The organism is Microbacterium sp. W4I4 (assembly GCF_030816235.1).
In the GTDB taxonomy this organism is placed as follows: Bacteria; Actinomycetota; Actinomycetes; order Actinomycetales; family Microbacteriaceae; genus Microbacterium.
In genome coordinates, this window is the sequence record NZ_JAUSXT010000001.1 from 3,007,801 (window position 1) to 3,025,101 (window position 17,301).

At 68.9% G+C, this 17,301-nt stretch carries 15 protein-coding genes; 8 read left to right on the top strand and 7 right to left on the bottom strand.

Translation table 11 applies throughout. The features are described 5' to 3' along the window. Positions 1 to 21: 21 nt before the first annotated feature. On the bottom strand, positions 22 to 1,077 hold the full coding sequence (locus QF046_RS14230) for an ABC transporter substrate-binding protein (RefSeq protein WP_307370988.1): 1,056 nt from the start codon (positions 1,075 to 1,077) through the stop codon (positions 22 to 24). A gap of 298 nt (positions 1,078 to 1,375) precedes the next feature. Between QF046_RS14230 and QF046_RS14235 the strand changes: the two genes are divergently transcribed. Together QF046_RS14235 and QF046_RS14240 are read left to right on the top strand one after the other, a co-directional pair. Beyond that, entirely contained in the window at positions 1,376 to 2,728 is a 1,353-nt protein-coding gene (locus QF046_RS14235) for a glycerophosphodiester phosphodiesterase family protein (protein ID WP_307370991.1), read from the top strand. A gap of 261 nt (positions 2,729 to 2,989) precedes the next feature. Beyond that, positions 2,990 to 4,438 carry a hypothetical protein gene (locus QF046_RS14240; protein WP_307370994.1) on the top strand — a complete coding sequence of 483 codons (1,449 nt, stop codon included), beginning with the start codon at positions 2,990 to 2,992 and terminating at the stop codon, positions 4,436 to 4,438. Here the strand turns inward: QF046_RS14240 and QF046_RS14245 are convergent. Genes QF046_RS14245 through QF046_RS14255 form a run of 3 tightly spaced genes read right to left on the bottom strand, consistent with a single transcriptional unit; the run spans position 4,327 to position 6,202 of the window. Beyond that, positions 4,327 to 4,932, bottom strand: coding sequence for a hypothetical protein (locus tag QF046_RS14245; RefSeq protein ID WP_307370998.1), 606 nt, complete (start codon positions 4,930 to 4,932; stop codon positions 4,327 to 4,329). The genes QF046_RS14240 and QF046_RS14245 overlap by 112 nt on opposite strands. After that, positions 4,929 to 5,537 (bottom strand): hypothetical protein, encoded by a 609-nt coding sequence (locus tag QF046_RS14250; protein ID WP_307370999.1) that lies wholly within the window; start codon positions 5,535 to 5,537, stop codon positions 4,929 to 4,931. Before QF046_RS14250 ends, QF046_RS14245 begins: the two co-directional genes overlap by 4 nt. Beyond that, a complete protein-coding gene (locus tag QF046_RS14255) occupies positions 5,534 to 6,202 on the bottom strand; it encodes a hypothetical protein (protein ID WP_307371001.1) in 669 nt (222 codons plus the stop codon). The genes QF046_RS14250 and QF046_RS14255 overlap by 4 nt, the downstream gene beginning before the upstream one ends. 79 nt (positions 6,203 to 6,281) lie before the next feature. Between QF046_RS14255 and QF046_RS14260 the strand changes: the two genes are divergently transcribed. From QF046_RS14260 to ddaH, 5 genes are all read left to right on the top strand, one after another. After that, positions 6,282 to 9,953, top strand: a complete 3,672-nt coding sequence (locus tag QF046_RS14260; protein WP_307371004.1) for a bifunctional proline dehydrogenase/L-glutamate gamma-semialdehyde dehydrogenase — start codon at positions 6,282 to 6,284, stop codon at positions 9,951 to 9,953. 203 nt (positions 9,954 to 10,156) lie between these two features. Continuing rightward, positions 10,157 to 10,567, top strand: a complete 411-nt coding sequence (locus QF046_RS14265; protein ID WP_307371008.1) for a hypothetical protein — start codon at positions 10,157 to 10,159, stop codon at positions 10,565 to 10,567. Next, positions 10,567 to 10,782: a helix-turn-helix transcriptional regulator gene (locus QF046_RS14270; RefSeq protein ID WP_307371011.1), complete on the top strand. Its 216-nt coding sequence runs from the start codon at positions 10,567 to 10,569 to the stop codon at positions 10,780 to 10,782. Before QF046_RS14265 ends, QF046_RS14270 begins: the two co-directional genes overlap by 1 nt. Position 10,783: 1 nt before the next feature. Continuing rightward, the gene (locus tag QF046_RS14275; protein WP_307371014.1) at positions 10,784 to 11,779 is read left to right on the top strand and encodes an NAD(P)-dependent alcohol dehydrogenase; all 996 of its coding nucleotides are present in this window, start codon (positions 10,784 to 10,786) and stop codon (positions 11,777 to 11,779) included. A 151-nt stretch (positions 11,780 to 11,930) separates the two neighbouring features. Then, complete coding sequence (gene ddaH / locus QF046_RS14280; RefSeq protein WP_307371017.1) at positions 11,931 to 12,794, top strand: dimethylargininase; 864 nt, start codon at positions 11,931 to 11,933, stop codon at positions 12,792 to 12,794. A gap of 12 nt (positions 12,795 to 12,806) precedes the next feature. On the opposite strand, the gene QF046_RS14285 is transcribed toward ddaH, so the two are convergent. After that, positions 12,807 to 12,974, bottom strand: coding sequence for a hypothetical protein (locus QF046_RS14285; RefSeq protein WP_307371019.1), 168 nt, complete (start codon positions 12,972 to 12,974; stop codon positions 12,807 to 12,809). An 83-nt stretch (positions 12,975 to 13,057) separates the two neighbouring features. After that, on the bottom strand, positions 13,058 to 14,890 hold the full coding sequence (locus QF046_RS14290; protein ID WP_307372860.1) for a BCCT family transporter: 1,833 nt from the start codon (positions 14,888 to 14,890) through the stop codon (positions 13,058 to 13,060). A gap of 229 nt (positions 14,891 to 15,119) precedes the next feature. On the opposite strand from QF046_RS14290, the gene QF046_RS14295 reads away from it, so the two are divergent. Continuing rightward, positions 15,120 to 15,650 carry a hypothetical protein gene (locus QF046_RS14295; protein WP_307371021.1) on the top strand — a complete coding sequence of 177 codons (531 nt, stop codon included), beginning with the start codon at positions 15,120 to 15,122 and terminating at the stop codon, positions 15,648 to 15,650. A 12-nt stretch (positions 15,651 to 15,662) separates the two neighbouring features. Here QF046_RS14295 and QF046_RS14300 read toward each other — a convergent pair whose 3' ends face one another. Continuing rightward, the gene (locus QF046_RS14300; RefSeq protein ID WP_307371024.1) at positions 15,663 to 17,216 is read right to left on the bottom strand and encodes a molybdopterin-dependent oxidoreductase; all 1,554 of its coding nucleotides are present in this window, start codon (positions 17,214 to 17,216) and stop codon (positions 15,663 to 15,665) included. Positions 17,217 to 17,301: the final 85 nt, after the last annotated feature.

A 17,301-nucleotide genomic window follows, 5' to 3' on the forward strand; every position in this document is an offset into this window, starting at 1 on the left:
GACCCAGCCCGGCCTGTGAACTTAGACGGCGTCGTTCGACGAGGCGATGCGCGACTCGAACGCGTCGATGTACGTCGAGCGGCTGTCCGCCGCGACGCGGATGTCCCAATCGACCTGGTTCACAGTGTCCTGGCGCGGCACGTCGGGACCGATGGAGGCCTCAGGGTGCGTGGGCGCGGCGAAGGAGGGAACATCAGCGTAGAGGCCCTGCGCGGCCGGCGTGAGGAGCCAGTCGAAGAACTTCTCGGCGTTGGCTTTGTTGGCTGCGTTCGAGAGGATCGAGACCGCGCCGACCTCGTATCCGGTGCCCTCTTCCGGATAGCTCGTAACGAGATCTGCGAAGCCCGCCTTGATCGCCTTCTCGCAGTCGGAGTCGATCGCGATCGCGACGGCGACCTCACCGCGTCCGGCCTGCTCGGTACCCGTGGCGGCCGATTTGGAGTACTGCATGACGTTCGCGTTGAGCTTCGTGAAGTAGTCGATCGTGGCCTCTTCGTCGCCATCGTTGAGTGTCGCCACAGTGAACATCGCCATGTAGCCGACCCCCGCGGTCGCGGGGTGCGGCATCGCGACGCTGCCCGCGAGTTCGGGTACCAGGAGATCATCCCACGACGTGGGCGCCTCGAGTCCCAAGCTCTCGAGCTCCTTCTGGTTCGAGCAGAAGGCCACCGAGTCGGTGTAGAAGCCCGACCAGACGCCGGACTCGTCGTTGTAGTGGGCCGGCAGCTCGCTTGCGTTCGGCGAGACGTGGAGCTCGACGTGACCGCGGTCGTCGGCGAGAAGATGATTCTCGGCCTGGCCGCCCGACCACACGTCGAACTCGCCGGGGGTCGTGTCGAGACGCGCGAGCACCTCGCCAGCGCCCAGGCGCACGTACGTCGTCGTGATGCCAGTCTCTTCTTCGAAGGCGGCCGTGATCGCCTGGCAGAAGTCTTCCTGTTGGGAACATGCGACGTTGAGCATATCGGTGTCGCCGGTCTGAGGTGCGGGCGATGAGCCCTCGGGAGCAGCACACGCCGTGAGGCCCATTAGCGCTGAGAGGCTTCCGACGAGAAGGAGGGAGGAGCGTTTGCGCATCAGAGATGCCTTCCTGTCTTGGTTTGGGATGGGTGGATACGTATCCACCTTTGGTCGGCTTCGTTGCCACCAACCAGAACTCCAGTAAAGACAGGCAACGCGGCCGATGTCAATACCGCATGGCGACTTCTTGAGCTATGGATGCGTATCCGCTAGTGTCGAATCGGCGCGGACGTACCAACAGGGGTGCATCCTCACGGCCGAACGACCACTGGAGGTCATCTCGATGTTGAGAGCATTCAGCACGGCGAGCATGATCGATGGCTCCGTGCGACGACGCAGCCGTCGGATCATTGGGGTGACCACGGTGCTCGCTCTCCTCGCAGGAGCAGGCGTCGCCACCGGCGCGGCACACGCGGCCCCCGCCGACGACCACCGCGCGTCGCTTCAGCAGAAGGGCTTCGGCCTCGCTGTGATGGCCGTCGCGCACCTCGGCGACTGGCGCAACGCCCCCGAGAACTCGATCCCGGCGATTGAGCAGGCGGCAGACCTCGGTGCAGAGATCGTCGAGATCGACATCCGGCGCACGAGCGACGGACACCTCGTAGTGATGCACGACAACGACCTCTCCCGCACCACCAATGGAACCGGCACTGTCAGCGCACGAACTCTCAGCTACGTCGAGGGCCTCTGGCTGCGTGAATATCGCGGCGGCGCGGCCGCGGAACTCACGAACCATCGGGTGCCGACCTTCACGCAAGCGCTCGCCGCGGCCGGAAACGACGTGCTCATCAACGTCGACAAGGCGTGGGCGCATCGCGAGCAGATCTGGGCGGAAGCCACTGCCGCGGGCATGAACGACCAGGTTCTCTTCAAGAGCAACGGCACGGCATCCGAGGTCAACGACTTCCTCAACGCCCACCCCGACGCGCTCTATTGCCACGTCATCGACGCGACCAACTACACCATCGTGTCGTCGTTCGCGCGTGACCTCGACTGCTACGAGGTCGTGTGGGCGGACGCGGCCGAGCCGCACGTCTCGCCGGCCTTCCTCGCCGACCTCCAGACCAGGGGCCGCGTTTGGATGAACTCGCTGTGGAAGAACCTCGCAGGCACCCACACCGACGAGGGCGCGCTGCGCGATGTCGGGGGATGGGGTGAGCTCGTCGCGATGGGGGCGTCGATCATCCAGACCGACGAACCTGCCGCGCTGCGGTACTGGGCCGAGGGCGGCCGCGCATCCACGTACGGACTTCCCGAGGGCGGCGTGCGTGTTCAGGCCGAGAACTACGCGCTCGGGGGAGCGGGCATCGCGTACCTCGACAATGACGCGACCAACCAGGGTGCGGACGTTCACCGCCCCGATGAGGGCGTGGATGTGTGCGAGAGCGAGAACGCCCTGTACGTGTGTTGGATTCGCGGCGGCGAATGGATCAGTTATACGGTGACGGTTCCCGTCACCGATACATATCGCATCACGGCACGAGTCTCGAGCCCGCACCGGCCCGCTGGTCGCATCTCGCTCGACTTCGGCACGTTTACGGCACCGGCGATCGACATCATGACGACGACCGGTCACAAATACTTCCTCACGCAGGAGATCCACCCGGGGGTGAGCCTCACCGCGGGCACCCACACGTTCACGATGCACGTGCCAACAGGAACCAACCAGAATTTCAACCTTGACTACTGGCAATTCGAACCCGTGTAAGCCATTGAACGACTTAGGTTTGGTGTCGAAATGACCAGCGCGCCTCACCCGCTGCTCCTTATCGCGTCGTCATGCCCCGCTCCGACCACCGGTGGCACTCGCGCCGCCCCTTCGTAGTACCCGGCGGCGCCCGTCGGCGGACTCGCTATCGCCGCGATCATCGTGTCCGACGTCGCGTTCCTCGCCGAATGGATGCCGTTCGGCGTCATCAACGCGATCATGACCGGATAGGCGACGGCGCGTGCGCGGTATTGTGATGCCGTGCTGACGATCCTGCGCACGGTGGGCCGTGTGCTCCTGCGCCACTGGCCTGCGATGCTGGCGTGGTACCTCGGCGGTATCGCGGTGCACTACCTGTTCGTGCAGGTCGCGGGAGTGATCGGCGCGCATTCGGCCACCGTCGGATTCCTCATCCTGCCGGTCGCCATCCTCGCGCGACTGGTCAGCTACGTCGCGATGTTCCTCGTGCTGCGCGACGGTCTGCGTGAGCTGAACGACCTCGCTGCGCTGCCGGAATCGGCGGCCGAACGACGCCGCACCTTCTTGTCGGCGCTGCTCGCCGGCATCCTTCCGTTCTTCGCCGTCTACTGGGGGCAGGGGCTGCTGGGCGAAGACGTGGTCGCCTACTCCGCCCGTGCGCTGCGCGAGCGGACCGACATGATCTGGGCGAACGTGTCCGAGACGGGGACGCCGCTGGCTGACAGCGACAGTGTGCTGAATCTGCCGTTGACCGTGTGGACGGTGCTGATCATCGTCATCGCCTTCGCGGCTCGTTGGGCGTGGACGAAATGGCAGCAGCGCATCCCCGGCTGGGTGTCGCCGATCGCGGTCTACCTCGAGGTGGTCTGGGTGTTCTTCTCGGTGATCGTGATCGGCGATCTCACCGACAGGGCGAAGGGCTGGATCGACTCGCGTGCGGCGATGGCATGGTGGGAGCAGATCCGCGACGGTGTGCTGGCGGCGGTCGCGCCGCTGCGCTGGCTGTGGGACGGCGTCGTCTGGACGCTCGGCGAGGCCGGACCCATCCTCCTGGCGCCCCTCGCCTGGCTCACGGTCGGCGGTGTCGTCTACGGACAGGCGATCGTCGCCGAGAAGCTGCGCATCGAGAATGAGGTGCTCACCTCCCTGCGCGAGCACGCGGCGGTGGTCCCCAATCCGGTCCTGCGCAGGCTGAAGGACCTGCGCGATGAGCTGAGCTCCCGCTTCGTGCCGATCGGGCGTGCGCTGCTGCTGATGTGGCGGGCGGGACCCGTGCTGATCGCGTCGTACGCGCTGCTGCATGTCGCTGTGAAGACGCTCGAAACCTACCTGCAGTTCGGTGCGACTCGGCTGGTCGGCCCGCACGACTTGACCTTCTGGGGCATCGCGCTGCCCCTGGTCTCGCTGATCCCGCTGCTGATCACGGAGCCGCTGCGCATCGCCGTGATCGCCGGCGCGTACGACGCGACGCTCGGCACGCTGCGCACGCGACAGCAGCAGCGTGCCGAGGCGGGCGACATCCCCCGCGGCGAAGCGGACGTGCGGGCGGTGGCGGATGCCGCAGGCGTGATGCCGGATGCCGTGCTCGAGGCCGGTCGGAAGTCTGAGACCACGGGCGGTCAGGGATCGATCGAGAACCTCACGAACCGGTCGTCTCCGACCGGGTCCACCTCGACCCAGAACGGGCCCTCCACGTCCTCGGGGACGACGAAGGCCACGACCAGCGAATAGGGCTGCGCCGAGTTCGGGTCGTTCTCGTCGGCCAGATCGCTGATGCAGGTGGACGGCTCGTCATCGCTGTACGGGATGCCGATCTCGGAGCGCATCGGCGTCCACTCCCGCCCGGTGCTCTGTTGCACGAGCACCGGTGCGGCGCACGCCACGGCCGCGCCGTCGGGCTCGACAGGGATGACCGCCGCCAGCAGGCGCGTTCCCGCGGGCATGTCCATACCACTGACATCGGCGATCTCGCCGCTGCGGACGGGGCCCCAGGTCGCGCCGTTCAGCTCGGTCGTGCCCTTGTCCGGAGCCACGACCGCGTTCACCTTGCGGGCGCCGTACCCGTAGGCGTAGTGCCACTCGTTCCAGCCGACTCCGATGCCGACCACGGGGATCAGCACGAGCAGGGCGAGTAGCGGCAGCCGGTTGGTGCGCCACCAGCCCGCCCGCTGCGGGCTCTGGGTCGGTGCGGGTTCCGGCGTCTGCGGAGGCGTCGGAATCGTCATCCGTGGGTCCATCCCGTCTCCGCGAGGATGATCGATTCTTCGACGGGCAGATCCTCCAACGTGATCAGGGTCTCGATGATCCCGTCGTACCGGACATCGGAGGGGACGCCCAGCCGCAGTGTCGCCGTGCCCTTCAGCGCCTCGCCTTCGATCACATCGTCCGGCAGTTCGAAGGCGAGACTTCCGCTTCGCGGTACGCCTGTGACCAGGCGCTGACGGAAGAAGGTCTCGCCGCGCTCGGTTGCCCCGAATGTGCGATCGCCGATCGTCAGTTCGGCGAAGCTCAGCGACGCCGCGTACTGCGACTGGACCGAGGCCGCGTCCAGGTCGACGACCAGCCAGGTGCCCTGCGTCTTCTCGAACCCGGCCGACCAGCCCTGCGGGTCGGTGATGGTGCGGGCAGCCCGCACATCGGTCACGGTGAGCTCCAGGTTGCGGGTCGCGGCGGGCTCGCCGATCGTGGTGCGCGTGGCGAAGCTCGCCTCCGAGGAGCCGTCGGGCAGCGCAACCGTGTTCAGTGCCCACGCACCCGCGAGCAGCACGACGGTGAGCGTCCAAGGGGTGATCTTCGCGGCCCATCGGCGCTCCGCGGCGACGGAGGTCATGGTGCGCCTCCTTCATCGCCGGCCGGGATCTCGCGGACCGTGGTGGTCAGCACCGCGCCCACGACCACGTCATCCCACATGTCCACTCCGCGCTGCACGTTGGTGCCCACCCTGTGGGTGGAATCGGGCAGGGTGAGCGTCACCTCGTCGCCGTCCTTCAGATCGTCCGGGCCCACGATCCAGGCCAGCACGAGCTGCGCCGGCACGTCGGGCTGCAGGAACGTGCCGCCGCTGCCATCCGCCCGCGACACCTCGGGCTTGGCGTCGAGGCCGTCGACCCGGATGCCGTCGACCACCGGCGAGACCTCGCCCAGGGCCGTGGCGAGCCGCGGCTTGTCGAACGTGTTCATGACCTCGACGATCACCGCCAGCACCCGCTCGTCCTTCTCCGCATCCGGGTACACCGCTGCGTTTCCGCGCTCCGTGCGCAGCTCGACGCCCTGCACGGTCAGCTGCAGATCCGAGCCCGCATACTGCTCTCCCGCTTCCACCGTCGGAACGGGTGGGGGCGGCACCTCCTCGAGCCCGCCGAAGGCCGCCGTCGCGGCCAGCAGCACGCCGCCGCTCGCCGTGAGGAGCCACCCCGTCGGGATCAGGCTCGCCATGCGTCGCACCCGGGTGAGCAGAGTGCGCTCAGAGGGTGGCGAGGGCGGTGCGGCGGTCACGGGATCAGCATAGGACGACTTCGCGCGCCACCACCGGGATCATCTGCCCTCGCGCGCACTCGAGACCTACGCTGGGAGCATGCCTGAGCAGCAGTCGAACTCGCCCGGGACGCGTCTCGCCGACGCGGCCGTCGAACTCGCCCATCGGTGGGTGCACGAGGCGGCCTCCGTCCCCGTGGATCCGGCCGCCGAGCGACTGACCGGCGTCCTCCACGACCCGAACGGGCTGCCCTTCACTCTTGGCTTCGTCGACGGCGTGATGCGTCCCGAGAGCCTGAGCGCGGCCGCATCCAATCTGCATCGGGTTGCGCCGCTCGCGCCCGGCTTCCTGCCCTGGTACCTGCGCGGTGCGGTGCGGCTCGGCGGCGGCATCGCGCCCACGCTTCCGCTGCCGACCGTCCCCATCGCCCGACGGGTCCTGCGTGAGATGGTCGGCCACCTCATCGTCGACGCGCGGCCCGAGAAGCTCGGTGCAGCGCTGCAGCGCATCCGACGCCACGACGCCTCCGGGGTCGCGGCCGTCCCGCGACTGAACCTGAACCTGCTGGGGGAGGCGGTGCTCGGCGAGGCCGAGGCGAAGCGCCGCCTGCAGGGCATCCATGACCTCATCCGCCGCGACGACGTCGACTACGTGTCGGTCAAGGTCTCGGCCATCATGAGTCGCATCTCGATGTGGGCCTTCGACGACGTGGTCGACGCGGTCGTCGAACGGCTGATGCCTCTGTACCTGACGGCCGCCTCGAACCGGACCTTCATCAATCTCGACATGGAGGAGTACAAGGACCTCGACCTGACGATCGCGGTGTTCACGCGGATCCTCGAGGACCCCCGGCTCAAGCGCTGCGAGGCCGGCATCGTGCTGCAGACCTACCTGCCGGATGCCCTGCCTGCCCTGCGTGAGCTGACCGCCTGGGCGCGCGACCGCGTGGAACACGGCGGAGCACCCATCAAGGTGCGCCTCGTCAAGGGTGCGAACCTCGCCATGGAGAAGGTGGATGCCGTGATGCACGGCTGGACCCAGGCTCCCTACGGCTCCAAGCTCGACACCGACGCGAACTACCTGCGGTGCCTGGATGAGGCCTTCCAGCCGCGCAACGCCGCAGTTGTGCGCATCGGCGTCGCCGGGCACAACCTCTTCGACATCGCATACGCCTGGCTGCTCGCGGGCGAGCGCGACGTGCGAGACGCGATCGAGTTCGAGATGCTGCTGGGCATGGCCCAGGGGCAGGTCACCGCCGTCTCGCGGATGGTCGGGCCGGTGCTGCTGTACGTGCCGGTCGTGCACCCGCACGAGTTCGATGTCGCGATCAGCTATCTCGTCCGCCGGCTGGAGGAGAACGCGTCCACCTCGAACTTTCTCTCCGCGGCGTTCCACCTGGCCGACGACTCCTCACTCTTCGAACGCGAGCGCCTGAGGTTCGTCGATTCCGTGCGCCGCGCCGGCGACCATTCGCTGCTGACCGGCGCCCGGCGCGTGCAGAACCGCTCCGCCCCGCTGAACGAGTCCGTGCGTCCGCAGCGTCAGGCCCCGGCGCGGGATGAGGACCTCACCGGTGTCGTGCTCGGCATCGCCAGGGGAGCGGATGCCGACGGCGACGGCGACCCTTTCCTGCAGACCGCCGTCTACTCTCGGCAGGAGTTGGCGGGTTCGGCATCCGGTGCGCCCGGCTTCAGCAACGTCGCCGACAGCGATCCCTCGCTCGCCGCGAACCGCGACTGGGCGCGCGAGGTGTTCGCGCGGATCTCGCAGCCGGAAGCATCCGTGCTCGGCCTCGCGACGCTGAAGGCCGGGAGGATCGACGACGAGCGGATGCTGTCGCAGACCGTCACCCGCGTCCGGGAGGCCGCATCGGCCTGGGGCACCCGGCCGGCGTCCGAGCGCAGCGAGGTGCTGCTGAGGGCGGCCGCCGCGCTCGCCGAACGCCGCGCGGATCTGATCGAGGTCGCCGCGATCGAGACCGGCAAGGTGTTCGCCGAGGCCGACATCGAGGTCAGTGAGGCGGTCGACTTCGCCAGGTACTACGCGGCCACCTGTCGCGAGCTCGACGGCGTCGCAGGCGCGCGGTTCGCGCCTGCGCGCGTGACCGTCGTCACACCGCCGTGGAACTTCCCGCTCGCGATCCCGGCAGGCGGCGTGCTGGCCGCGCTCGCCGCGGGCTCCGGCGTCCTCTTCAAACCCGCACCGCAGGCGCGACGCTGCGCGGCCGTCATCGCCGAGGCGCTCTGGCAGGCCGGTGTCCCCCGCGACGTGCTCGTGCTCGCCGACGTCGAGGAGGGCGCGCTGGGGCAGCAGCTCATCACGCATCCGGACGTCGACCGCGTGATCCTCACCGGCTCCTGGGACACGGCCGCGCTGTTCCGCTCCTGGCGGCCGGATCTGCCGCTGCTTGCCGAGACGAGTGGCAAGAACGCCATCATCGTCGCGCCCACCGCCGATCTCGATCTGGCCGTCGCCGACCTCGTGCACAGCGCGTTCGGGCATGCCGGGCAGAAGTGCTCCGCGGCATCTCTGGCGATCCTCGTCGGACCCGTCGGGCGCTCCAAGCGGTTCGCCCGCCAGCTGGTGGATGCCGTGCGGTCGCTGCGCGTGGCCTGGCCCGGCGACCCGCAGGCGGAGGTCGGTCCGGTCATCGAGAAGCCGCAGGGCAAGCTGGCCTGGGCGCTGAGCACGCTGGAAGACGACGAGAAGTGGCTGGTCGCGCCGCGGTCGCTGGACGACAGCGGACGGCTGTGGAGCCCCGGCATCCGCGTCGGCGTGCGACCCGGATCGCGCACCCATCTCGAGGAGTTCTTCGGTCCGATGCTGGGCATCATGCACGCACCGTCGATCACCGCGGCGGTCGAGCTGCAGAACGCGGTCGCCTACGGGCTGACCGCAGGGCTGCACACCCAGGACCCGGACGATCTGGAACTCTGGCTCGAGAAGGTGCAGGCCGGCAACCTGTACGTGAACCGCGGCATCACCGGGGCGATCGTGCAGCGTCAGCCTTTCGGCGGCTGGAAGCGCTCCTCGGTCGGGCCGGGCGCGAAGGCCGGCGGACCGAACTATCTGATCGGGCTGGGCACCTGGCGCTCGCAGCCGCGCGGAAAGGCGTCGAGCACCCTGCACCTGCGCGGGCTCGACGCGCGCATCTCCGGGTTGATCGAATCGGCGCAGTCGTCGCTGGACTTCGAGGCGTTCGAATGGCTGCGGCAGGCGGCGCTGTCGGATGCCGTGGCCTGGGACCGCGAGTTCGGGCAGGTTCGCGACGTCTCGCAGCTGGGTGTCGAGCGCAACCTGTTCCGGTATCGGCCGACACCCGTCGTCGTGCGGGCGACCGCGGATGCCGGGCTGCAGGAGGTGCTGCGAGTGGTGATCGCCGGCATCCGCTCCGGTGCGGGCATGTTCGTCTCGGTGCCCGACGGGGTTCCCGCCGGGGTGCGCGCAGAGCTGAGTGCATTGCATATCCTCGTCGCCGTCGAGAGCGACGACCAATGGATCCAGCGGATGCTGAGCCGCGAAGACCCGGAGGAGGACGGCAGGATTCCGGCACGCGGCCGCGTGCGCCTGATCGGCGGACGCGAATCGATCGCCACCCTGCACGAGGCGCTGTCGGAGGCCGTCCAAGGTCACCCGGATCTCGCCGTCTACGCGGGCGAGGTCACCTCGGCGGGTCGCATCGAGCTGCTGCCGTTCCTGCACGAGCAGGCCATCGCCATCACCGCCCACCGCTTCGGCAACCCCGATTCCTGGAGCGCCTCGGTCATTTGAACCGCCGGAGCCGCTGGACCCGCCTGCCCCCGACCCGCCTGCCCCCGACGTCCAGGTCGCAACGGATGCCGCTATTGCGGCGTCTAAGCGGCATCGATTGCGACCTGGAGCGCGTCATGAGGCTGTGTGTAAAAGATTCTTGACATTCTGGCCACGGTCCGCGTACGCTCCGATGTAAATAATCTTTTACATCGGAGGAAGTCATGGTCTATCACGAGCGGGCCGCGTGGGCGGGACTGATCGCGTCGTTCGTCACGGTCGGCGTCTACCTCGGACTGGTGCGAGGGGCGGATGCCTGGATCTGGCCCATGGTGTGGGCCATCGGCATCGGCATCGCCCTGAGTATTCTCATCACGATCGTCTGGGGGATCGTCGCCGGCATCCGCGACAAGGAGGATGCCACGGCATCCGACCTGCGCGACCGCGACATCAGCCGTATGGGCGGCCGGGTGGAGCAGGCCTTCCTCGTCATCGCCGGGCTCGCGGTGATCGTGCTGTGCGCCCTCGACGTCGATCTTTTCTGGATCGCGAACACGATGTTCGCCGGCTTCGTGGTCGCCTCCATCGTCGGCGGCATCGCCCGCGTGATCGCGTACCGCCGAGGACTGATCTGATGGTCAAGCCCACCCGGGTGACCAACAGCATCCGCTCCCACCGTGAGGCGCAGGGCATCACGCAGGCCGAGCTCGCACGCCGCATCGGCGTCACACGGCAGACGCTGCTCGCCATCGAGGGGGAGAAGTACTCGCCGACCCTCGAACTCGCCTTTCAGATCGCCCGCGAATTCGGCGTCGCACTCGACGACGTCTTCCAGTACCCGGAGGCCTGACATGACCATCACCGCCCAGACCATGCCCGCATGGGTGCAGGCCGGGTACGGCCCGGCATCCGCCACCCGTCTCGCCGAGCGCGACGTCCCGGCACCCGGGGCGGGCGAAGTGCTGCTGAGGGTGCGTGCCACGGCGCTGAACTCCGGCGACATCCGCCTGATGCGCGGCGAGCCGGGACTCGTGCGCCTCGCCTTCGGCCTGACCCGACCCCGCATTCCCGTCCGGGGCATGGACGTGGCGGCCACCGTCATCGCCCTCGGTGATGGGGTGACGGATGCCGCCGTCGGCGACGAGGTCGTCGTAGAGCTCCCCGGCGGGGGCGGCCTCGCACCATTCGTCGTCGCACCCGCCGAGCGTCTGGTCGCCAGGCCCGCCTCCGTCGACCCGGATCGCGCCGCGTGCCTGCCGATCGCCGCCGGTACGGCCTGGCAGGCATTGGAGCTCTCCGGCCTCCGTGAAGGCGGCAGGGTGCTGATCCTCGGAGCATCGGGCGGCGTCGGCACCTTCATCGTGCAGCTGGCCGCCCACCGCGGTGCAGAGGTGCACGCGACCTGCGGCGACCGCAACCGTGCGCTGGTCGCTCGGCTCGGCGCCACGCGCGTCCTGGCCCGCGACCAGCCCGTGCACGAGCTCGCCGAGGGCTCCTATGACGCGGTGATCGACCTCGCCAGCACCGCGCGACTGCGCGACCTGCAACGCGCGACTCGCAACGGCGGCACCATCGTGCTCGTCGGAGGCGACGGCACCCGGGTGCTCGGCCCGATCGGTCGGATGCTGCGCGCCGTCGTCCTCTCGATCGGCTCCCGCCGCCGCATCCGCCCGCTGGCCGCGGTCGCCAAGCCGGATGTACTGCGCGAACTGCTCACCCTCGTCGCCGCGGGATCGATCGACCCGGTGATCCAGCAGACGTACCCGTTCGGCGAGGCAGGCGCCGCTCTCGCGCACGTCGAAGCCGGGCACACCGTCGGCAAAGTCGTCGTGCGTGTGGCATCCTGAGCATTCGCACTGGCATCAATGGCCTCCGGGATGTAAAAATGTAGGTGGTGTGCCTGTGTCGCATCTTCCCCGCGCCTCGCAGAGGCGGTCGGGTCGAACTTCCGCCAGGCCCATGGACAGCGTCCGCCGCACCTTCACACGAGGAGCACTCATGTCCACGCCTGAAACCGCGATCGCACCCACCACGACCCGGGTCGCCCACCACCGCCGCTACCTGATGTGCAAGCCGTCGCACTTCACGGTCGAGTACAAGATCAATCCGTGGATGGAGCCTGCCACGCCCACCGACACGGCCAAGGCCGTCGCCCAGTGGCAGGACCTCTACGACATGTACGTGAAGCTGGGCCACGAGGTCGAGCTGATCGAGCCGCTCGCCGGGTACCCCGACATGGTCTACACGGCCAACGGCGGCTTCACCATCGACGGGCGCGCGTATGTGCCCGCGTTCTACTACGAGCAGCGCCAGGGCGAGTCGCCCGCGTTCGCCGAATGGTTCCGCACCCACGGCTTCGACACCGTGATGCCGAAGGAGATCAACGAGGGCGAAGGCGACTTCCTGCTCGCCGGCGACATCATCCTCGCCGGCACCGGCTTCCGCTCCGCGGGTGACAGCCACCGCGAGGTGCACGAGGTGTTCGACCGCGAGGTCGTCACGCTCACCCTCGTCGACCCGCGCTTCTACCACCTCGACACCGCGCTGACAGTGCTGGACCCCGTGGTCGAGGAGGGCCGGACGGCCGGCATCGCCTACCTGCCCGGCGCCTTCGACGAGGCCTCGCGGAGGATCCTCGAGGAGCGGTTCCCCGACGCGATCCTCGTCGCCGACGAGGACGGCGCCGTCTTCGGCCTGAACTCGTCCAGCGACGGATACAACGTCATCATCTCCCCGCGCGCCACCGGATTCGAGAAGCAGCTGCGCGAGCGCGGCTACAACCCGATCATGGTCGACCTGTCCGAGCTGCTGCTCGGCGGCGGCGGCATCAAGTGCTGCACGCTGGAGCTCCGGGGCGCATGATCGCCTCCCGGCTCAGGTCGGGAGTGCCGCATCCGGACCGGGCTGCCCGTCAGGGGCGGTGTTGTGCTCGGGGATGTCCTCCGGGGCGCCGGTGTGCGGACCGGGGATCTCCGGCAGCTCTTCTTCGGGGATGTGCGGATGCTGTGCTGCATCCTGTTCGCTGTCATACCGCTCGTTCATGTTCCCGATGGTAGATCTCCCGGGCGCGGGGAGCGAGGGCTTGACTTCGGGCAGCGCAACAGGCATGCCCTCGCGCCTCCCGATCAGTCCTTCAGGAAGGGCCCGGCATCCTGTTCGTGCACATCGGGGTCGTCGAGGCCCGCGAGCTCGTCCTCGACCACCAGGGCGTCGACGTCGAGAGTGGACGGCGACGCATCGCCGTGGCTCTCGACAGACAGCGCCGACGGGGTCACCCGGATCGGGGCCGTCGGGGCCACGACCAGGCCGAACTGGCGCTGAAGTCGCCGCATCCACCGCGGCTGCGCGCCGAACACCCCCGTCGCGTCATGCGATTCGACCTCGAGGCCGTAGTATTCGCCGATCCGGTCGATGAACTGCGCCCGTTCGGCCTTCGCGTACGCGCGCCGCTCACGGGTGAAGGCGACGACCGTCGACCAGCACATCAGCAGCATCACGATGCTGAACGGCAGGGCGATCGTGATCGCCGCGGTCTGCAGCGCGGTCAATCCGCCCGACAGCAGCAACGCGATCGCGAGGAGCGCCGTGATCACCACGAAGAAGGTGCGGACCCAGCGCTGGGGATTCGGCTTGCCGCCGGTGGCGATCATGCCCATCACGAGCGCGCCGGAGTCGGCGGAGGTGACGAAGAAGATGGCGAGCAGCACGATGGCGCCCACGCTCACGACCGCGGCGCCGGGCACGTTGTTCAGCATCGCGAACAGGGCACCCTGCAGATCGACCGACCCGTCGGCGGCGGTGAGGGCGCCCGGATCGGCCAGCTCCATGGCCAGCGCCGAGCCGCCGAGCACCGAGAACCACAGCACGCCGATGAGCGTCGGCACGAGGATGACGCCGATCACGAACTCGCGAACCGTGCGGCCCTTCGACACCCGGGCGATGAAGATGCCCACGAACGGCGCCCACGAGATCCACCAGCCCCAGTAGAACGACGTCCACGTGGCCTGCCATTTCTCGCCGTCGGCGCCCTGGAACGCGCTGACGTTGAACGAGAGCCCGACGAAGTTCTGGATGTAATAGCCCAGTGACTGCACGAACTCGCGCAGCAGGAACTCCGTGGGACCCACCGCGAGCAGGTAGATCAGGAGCAGCCCGGCGAGCACCAGGTTGATGTTCGACAGCCACTTCATGCCCTTGGTCACACCCGACAGCACCGAAAGCAGCACGAACACCGAGATGATGAGGATGAGCACCACCTGCGTCGTCTCGTTCGGGTCGGCGATCCCCGCGGAGTGCAGTCCGGCGCTCATCTGCAACACGCCCAGACCCAGCGAGGTGGCCACGCCGAACAGCGTTCCCACCAGGGCGATCACATCGATCGCATGGCCCCAGCCGCCCTCCACGCGCTTGCCAAGCAGCGGCTCGAGAGTCCATCGGATCGAGACCGGGCGGCGCCGGCGATGGATCGCGTAGGCGAGGGCTAGTCCGATCACGACGTAGATCGACCAGGCGTGCACGCCCCAGTGCAGATAGGTCTGACCGAGCGCCGCCTGGGCGAGCTGCTCGGGGGTGCCGGACACCCCCGGGCGCGGTGAGGTGAAGTGCGAGAGCGGCTCGCTGACGCCGTAGAAGACCAGCCCGATCCCCATGCCGGCTGCGAACAGCAGCGAGAACCAGCTCATCAGCGAGAACTCGGGTTCCTCGTCGTCGCGCCCGAGCTTGATGTCGCCGAACCGGCTGAAGCCGAGGAACAGGCAGAACGCGACGAAGAACGCCGCGATCAGCACGTAGTACCAGTTGAAGGCGTTCACGATCGTGGTCTGGATGCCTGTGAAGAGCGCTTCGGCGATGTGCGGTGCCAGCAGGGCGAAGCCGGCGAACGCCACGACGATCGCTGCCGCGGGCCAGAACACCCATCTGAGGACCTGCGGCTCACGCTTCTGCGGGGCGTCCTCCATACCCGGGGCGACTGACTTCGGATCCGGCTCGCTGCGGTTTCCGCTCATGCGTCCCACGGTAGCCACCGCCGGGCGTGGGCGACAGAGGCTGCCCCGCGCGCCCTCGCTGCGGCATCCGCTGCGCCATGATCCGTGGAGAGTGTGAAGCAGGTTCTCCGGCTGGTCGCTGTCACGGCATCCGTGCCTAGGATCGATACGGGCCGCGTCGCGGTGCGAGAGGGAGATCACGGTGGCTGCAGCGTTCAACCCGATGAAGGAGACCCCCGAGACGGTGGGCACGACGTTCCGCCCGATGCGGGAGGAATCCGCGACGGATGCCGCAGCGGGGGCGGTCCGCCGGCCGCGCGATCTGGTCGACCGGCCCGAGATGTTCGGGCTGTGGGGCAAGCCGATGCGGGCCGCGCCAGGGGTCGATCCGACGGATGCCGCGTTCATCGCCGCCAACGTGCAGCACTGGGTCGCCAACGCCATCCGCGAAGAGGTCGCGATGAGCCTGTCGAACCTCGCGACGCTGCTGCCGAGCCTGGATCCGACTTCGCCCGACATGACCTTCGATCACATCGCGCAGTTCCGCCGCGGCGAGATCCCGATGACCCTCACCGACCTGCTGGTGTGGTCGCGGCGGTTCGAGGCCGTGCGCGACATCGTCACCTCCACCCTCGCCGACCGCCCGCACGCCGGTACGCGGATGACCCCGCCGGCGGACGGCGGCATGGGCCCGGTCATCACCACCGGGCGAGGGAAGGCAGCCGAGGGCTGACCCGGCGCCCGGTCAGCCGACCGTCGTCGTGATCGTGTGCCAGCCGCTCGCGCCGTTCGGAGCCGGCGCGGCGTACTGATCGGTCTGCGTGGACGCGTCCCCGCCGATCGCACGGCAGCGGATCTGATGCTGCCCGGGCTGCGCCTGCCACGGCATCCGCCACTGCACCCAGGTGTCGGCGGAGATCGCCGCGGCGATCTCCGCCTTCTGCCATGGGCCGTCGTCGACCTGCACCTCAACGCCGGAGATGCCGGTGCGCGGCTGCCAGGCCACCCCGGCGATCACCGACTCGCCCGCTTCGACATCCCGGCCATGGCGGGGCACGTCGATGCGCGACTGCAGCTTGATCGGTCCGCGTTCCGACCAGCCGCGGTCGGTCCAATAGGCGCGCGCATTGTCGAAGCGGGTGACCTCCAGCTCGGTGACCCACTTCGTCGCCGACACGTACCCGTAGAGCCCCGGCACCACCATCCGCACCGGGAATCCGTGGGCGAGGGGGAGGGGCTCGCCGTTCATGCCGATCGCCAGCAGGGCGTCGCGGTCATCGGTTAGCGCCTCGATCGGGGTGCCCGCCGTGAAGCCGTCGATCGAGGTGGACAGCACCATGTCGGCGTCCGCGGTCGGCTGCGCCTTCGCGAGCAGCTCGCGGATCGGGTAACCCAGCCAGACGGCGTTGCCGACGAGATCGCCGCCGACCGGGTTCGACACGCACGACAGCGTCACCGCGCTCTCGGTCAGAGGCAGGGCGAGCAGTTCGTCCCAGGTCAGGGTCACCTCCTGGGCGACCATCCCATGGATGCGCAGCTTCCAGTCCGCGGGATCCACCGAGGGCACGAGCAGGGCAGTGTCGATGCGGTAGAACTCGTCGTTCGGGGTGATCAGCGGGGCGAGTCCCGGGACGTCGAGCGCTGCACCGGCCGGCACGGCGGGAGCCGGCTTCGCGGCCCGCGGCAGGCGGATCGCGTCGCGCACGGATGCCACGACGGTGGATCCGGCGCGCGCGACCGAGCCGGCGAGAGCCATCGCCACGCCCACCGCGGCCGTGCCGCCCGCCCAGACGAGGAACTGGCGGCGCGACGGCGCCCCGGCGTGGGCTGAGGTTTCCGGCGGCGCGGCTCTGCTCACCAGCATCCGCACGGCGATCGCCGCCACGGCACCTGCGGCGACCGATGGAAGCCAGGACAGCATCCCGGCTTCCGGCCGGGTGAGGGCGAGGATGCCGACGCCTGCGCCGATGACGACGAACCCGATCACGCCGGAGCGCGGCCAGCGCGCCTCGCAGATGCCCGCGGCGGCCGCAGCCAGCAGCAGCACGATGCCGATGCCGATGATCAGCGCCACCTTGTCGGAGGTGCCGAACCAGGCGATCGCGGTGTCCTTCGCCCAGGCGGGCGCCGCATCGATCAGGGCGCCGCCGACGACGGCGAACGGGCTGGAAGCGGGGGCCAGCAGCGCGCCGACGAGTTCTCCGGCGCCCGCGCCGACCACGGCCGCGGCGACTCCGGCGAACGCAGCGGTCAGCGGTGTCGCGACGACCGCCCGGTCATGACGGGCGGAAACGATCATGATGCCCAGGCTACGAGCATTCATCCCCGTCGCGGTCGTCGGGCGGCGACTCTCGGGCGACGCACAGAGATGGGGCTGTCTCGTC

What these genes read in the sequence shown, in the direction of transcription:
- QF046_RS14230 (WP_307370988.1), bottom strand. Translation starts at nt 1,077, where the DNA reads ATGCGCAAACGCTCCTCCCTCCTTCTCGTCGGAAGCCTCTCAGCGCTA.
- QF046_RS14245 (WP_307370998.1), bottom strand. Translation starts at nt 4,932, where the DNA reads ATGACGATTCCGACGCCTCCGCAGACGCCGGAACCCGCACCGACCCAG.
- QF046_RS14250 (WP_307370999.1), bottom strand. Translation starts at nt 5,537, where the DNA reads ATGACCTCCGTCGCCGCGGAGCGCCGATGGGCCGCGAAGATCACCCCT.
- QF046_RS14260 (WP_307371004.1), top strand. Translation starts at nt 6,282, where the DNA reads ATGCCTGAGCAGCAGTCGAACTCGCCCGGGACGCGTCTCGCCGACGCG.
- QF046_RS14265 (WP_307371008.1), top strand. Translation starts at nt 10,157, where the DNA reads ATGGTCTATCACGAGCGGGCCGCGTGGGCGGGACTGATCGCGTCGTTC.
- QF046_RS14270 (WP_307371011.1), top strand. Translation starts at nt 10,567, where the DNA reads ATGGTCAAGCCCACCCGGGTGACCAACAGCATCCGCTCCCACCGTGAG.
- QF046_RS14275 (WP_307371014.1), top strand. Translation starts at nt 10,784, where the DNA reads ATGACCATCACCGCCCAGACCATGCCCGCATGGGTGCAGGCCGGGTAC.
- ddaH (WP_307371017.1), top strand. Translation starts at nt 11,931, where the DNA reads ATGTCCACGCCTGAAACCGCGATCGCACCCACCACGACCCGGGTCGCC.
- QF046_RS14285 (WP_307371019.1), bottom strand. Translation starts at nt 12,974, where the DNA reads ATGAACGAGCGGTATGACAGCGAACAGGATGCAGCACAGCATCCGCAC.
- QF046_RS14290 (WP_307372860.1), bottom strand. Translation starts at nt 14,890, where the DNA reads ATGGAGGACGCCCCGCAGAAGCGTGAGCCGCAGGTCCTCAGATGGGTG.
- QF046_RS14300 (WP_307371024.1), bottom strand. Translation starts at nt 17,216, where the DNA reads ATGATCGTTTCCGCCCGTCATGACCGGGCGGTCGTCGCGACACCGCTG.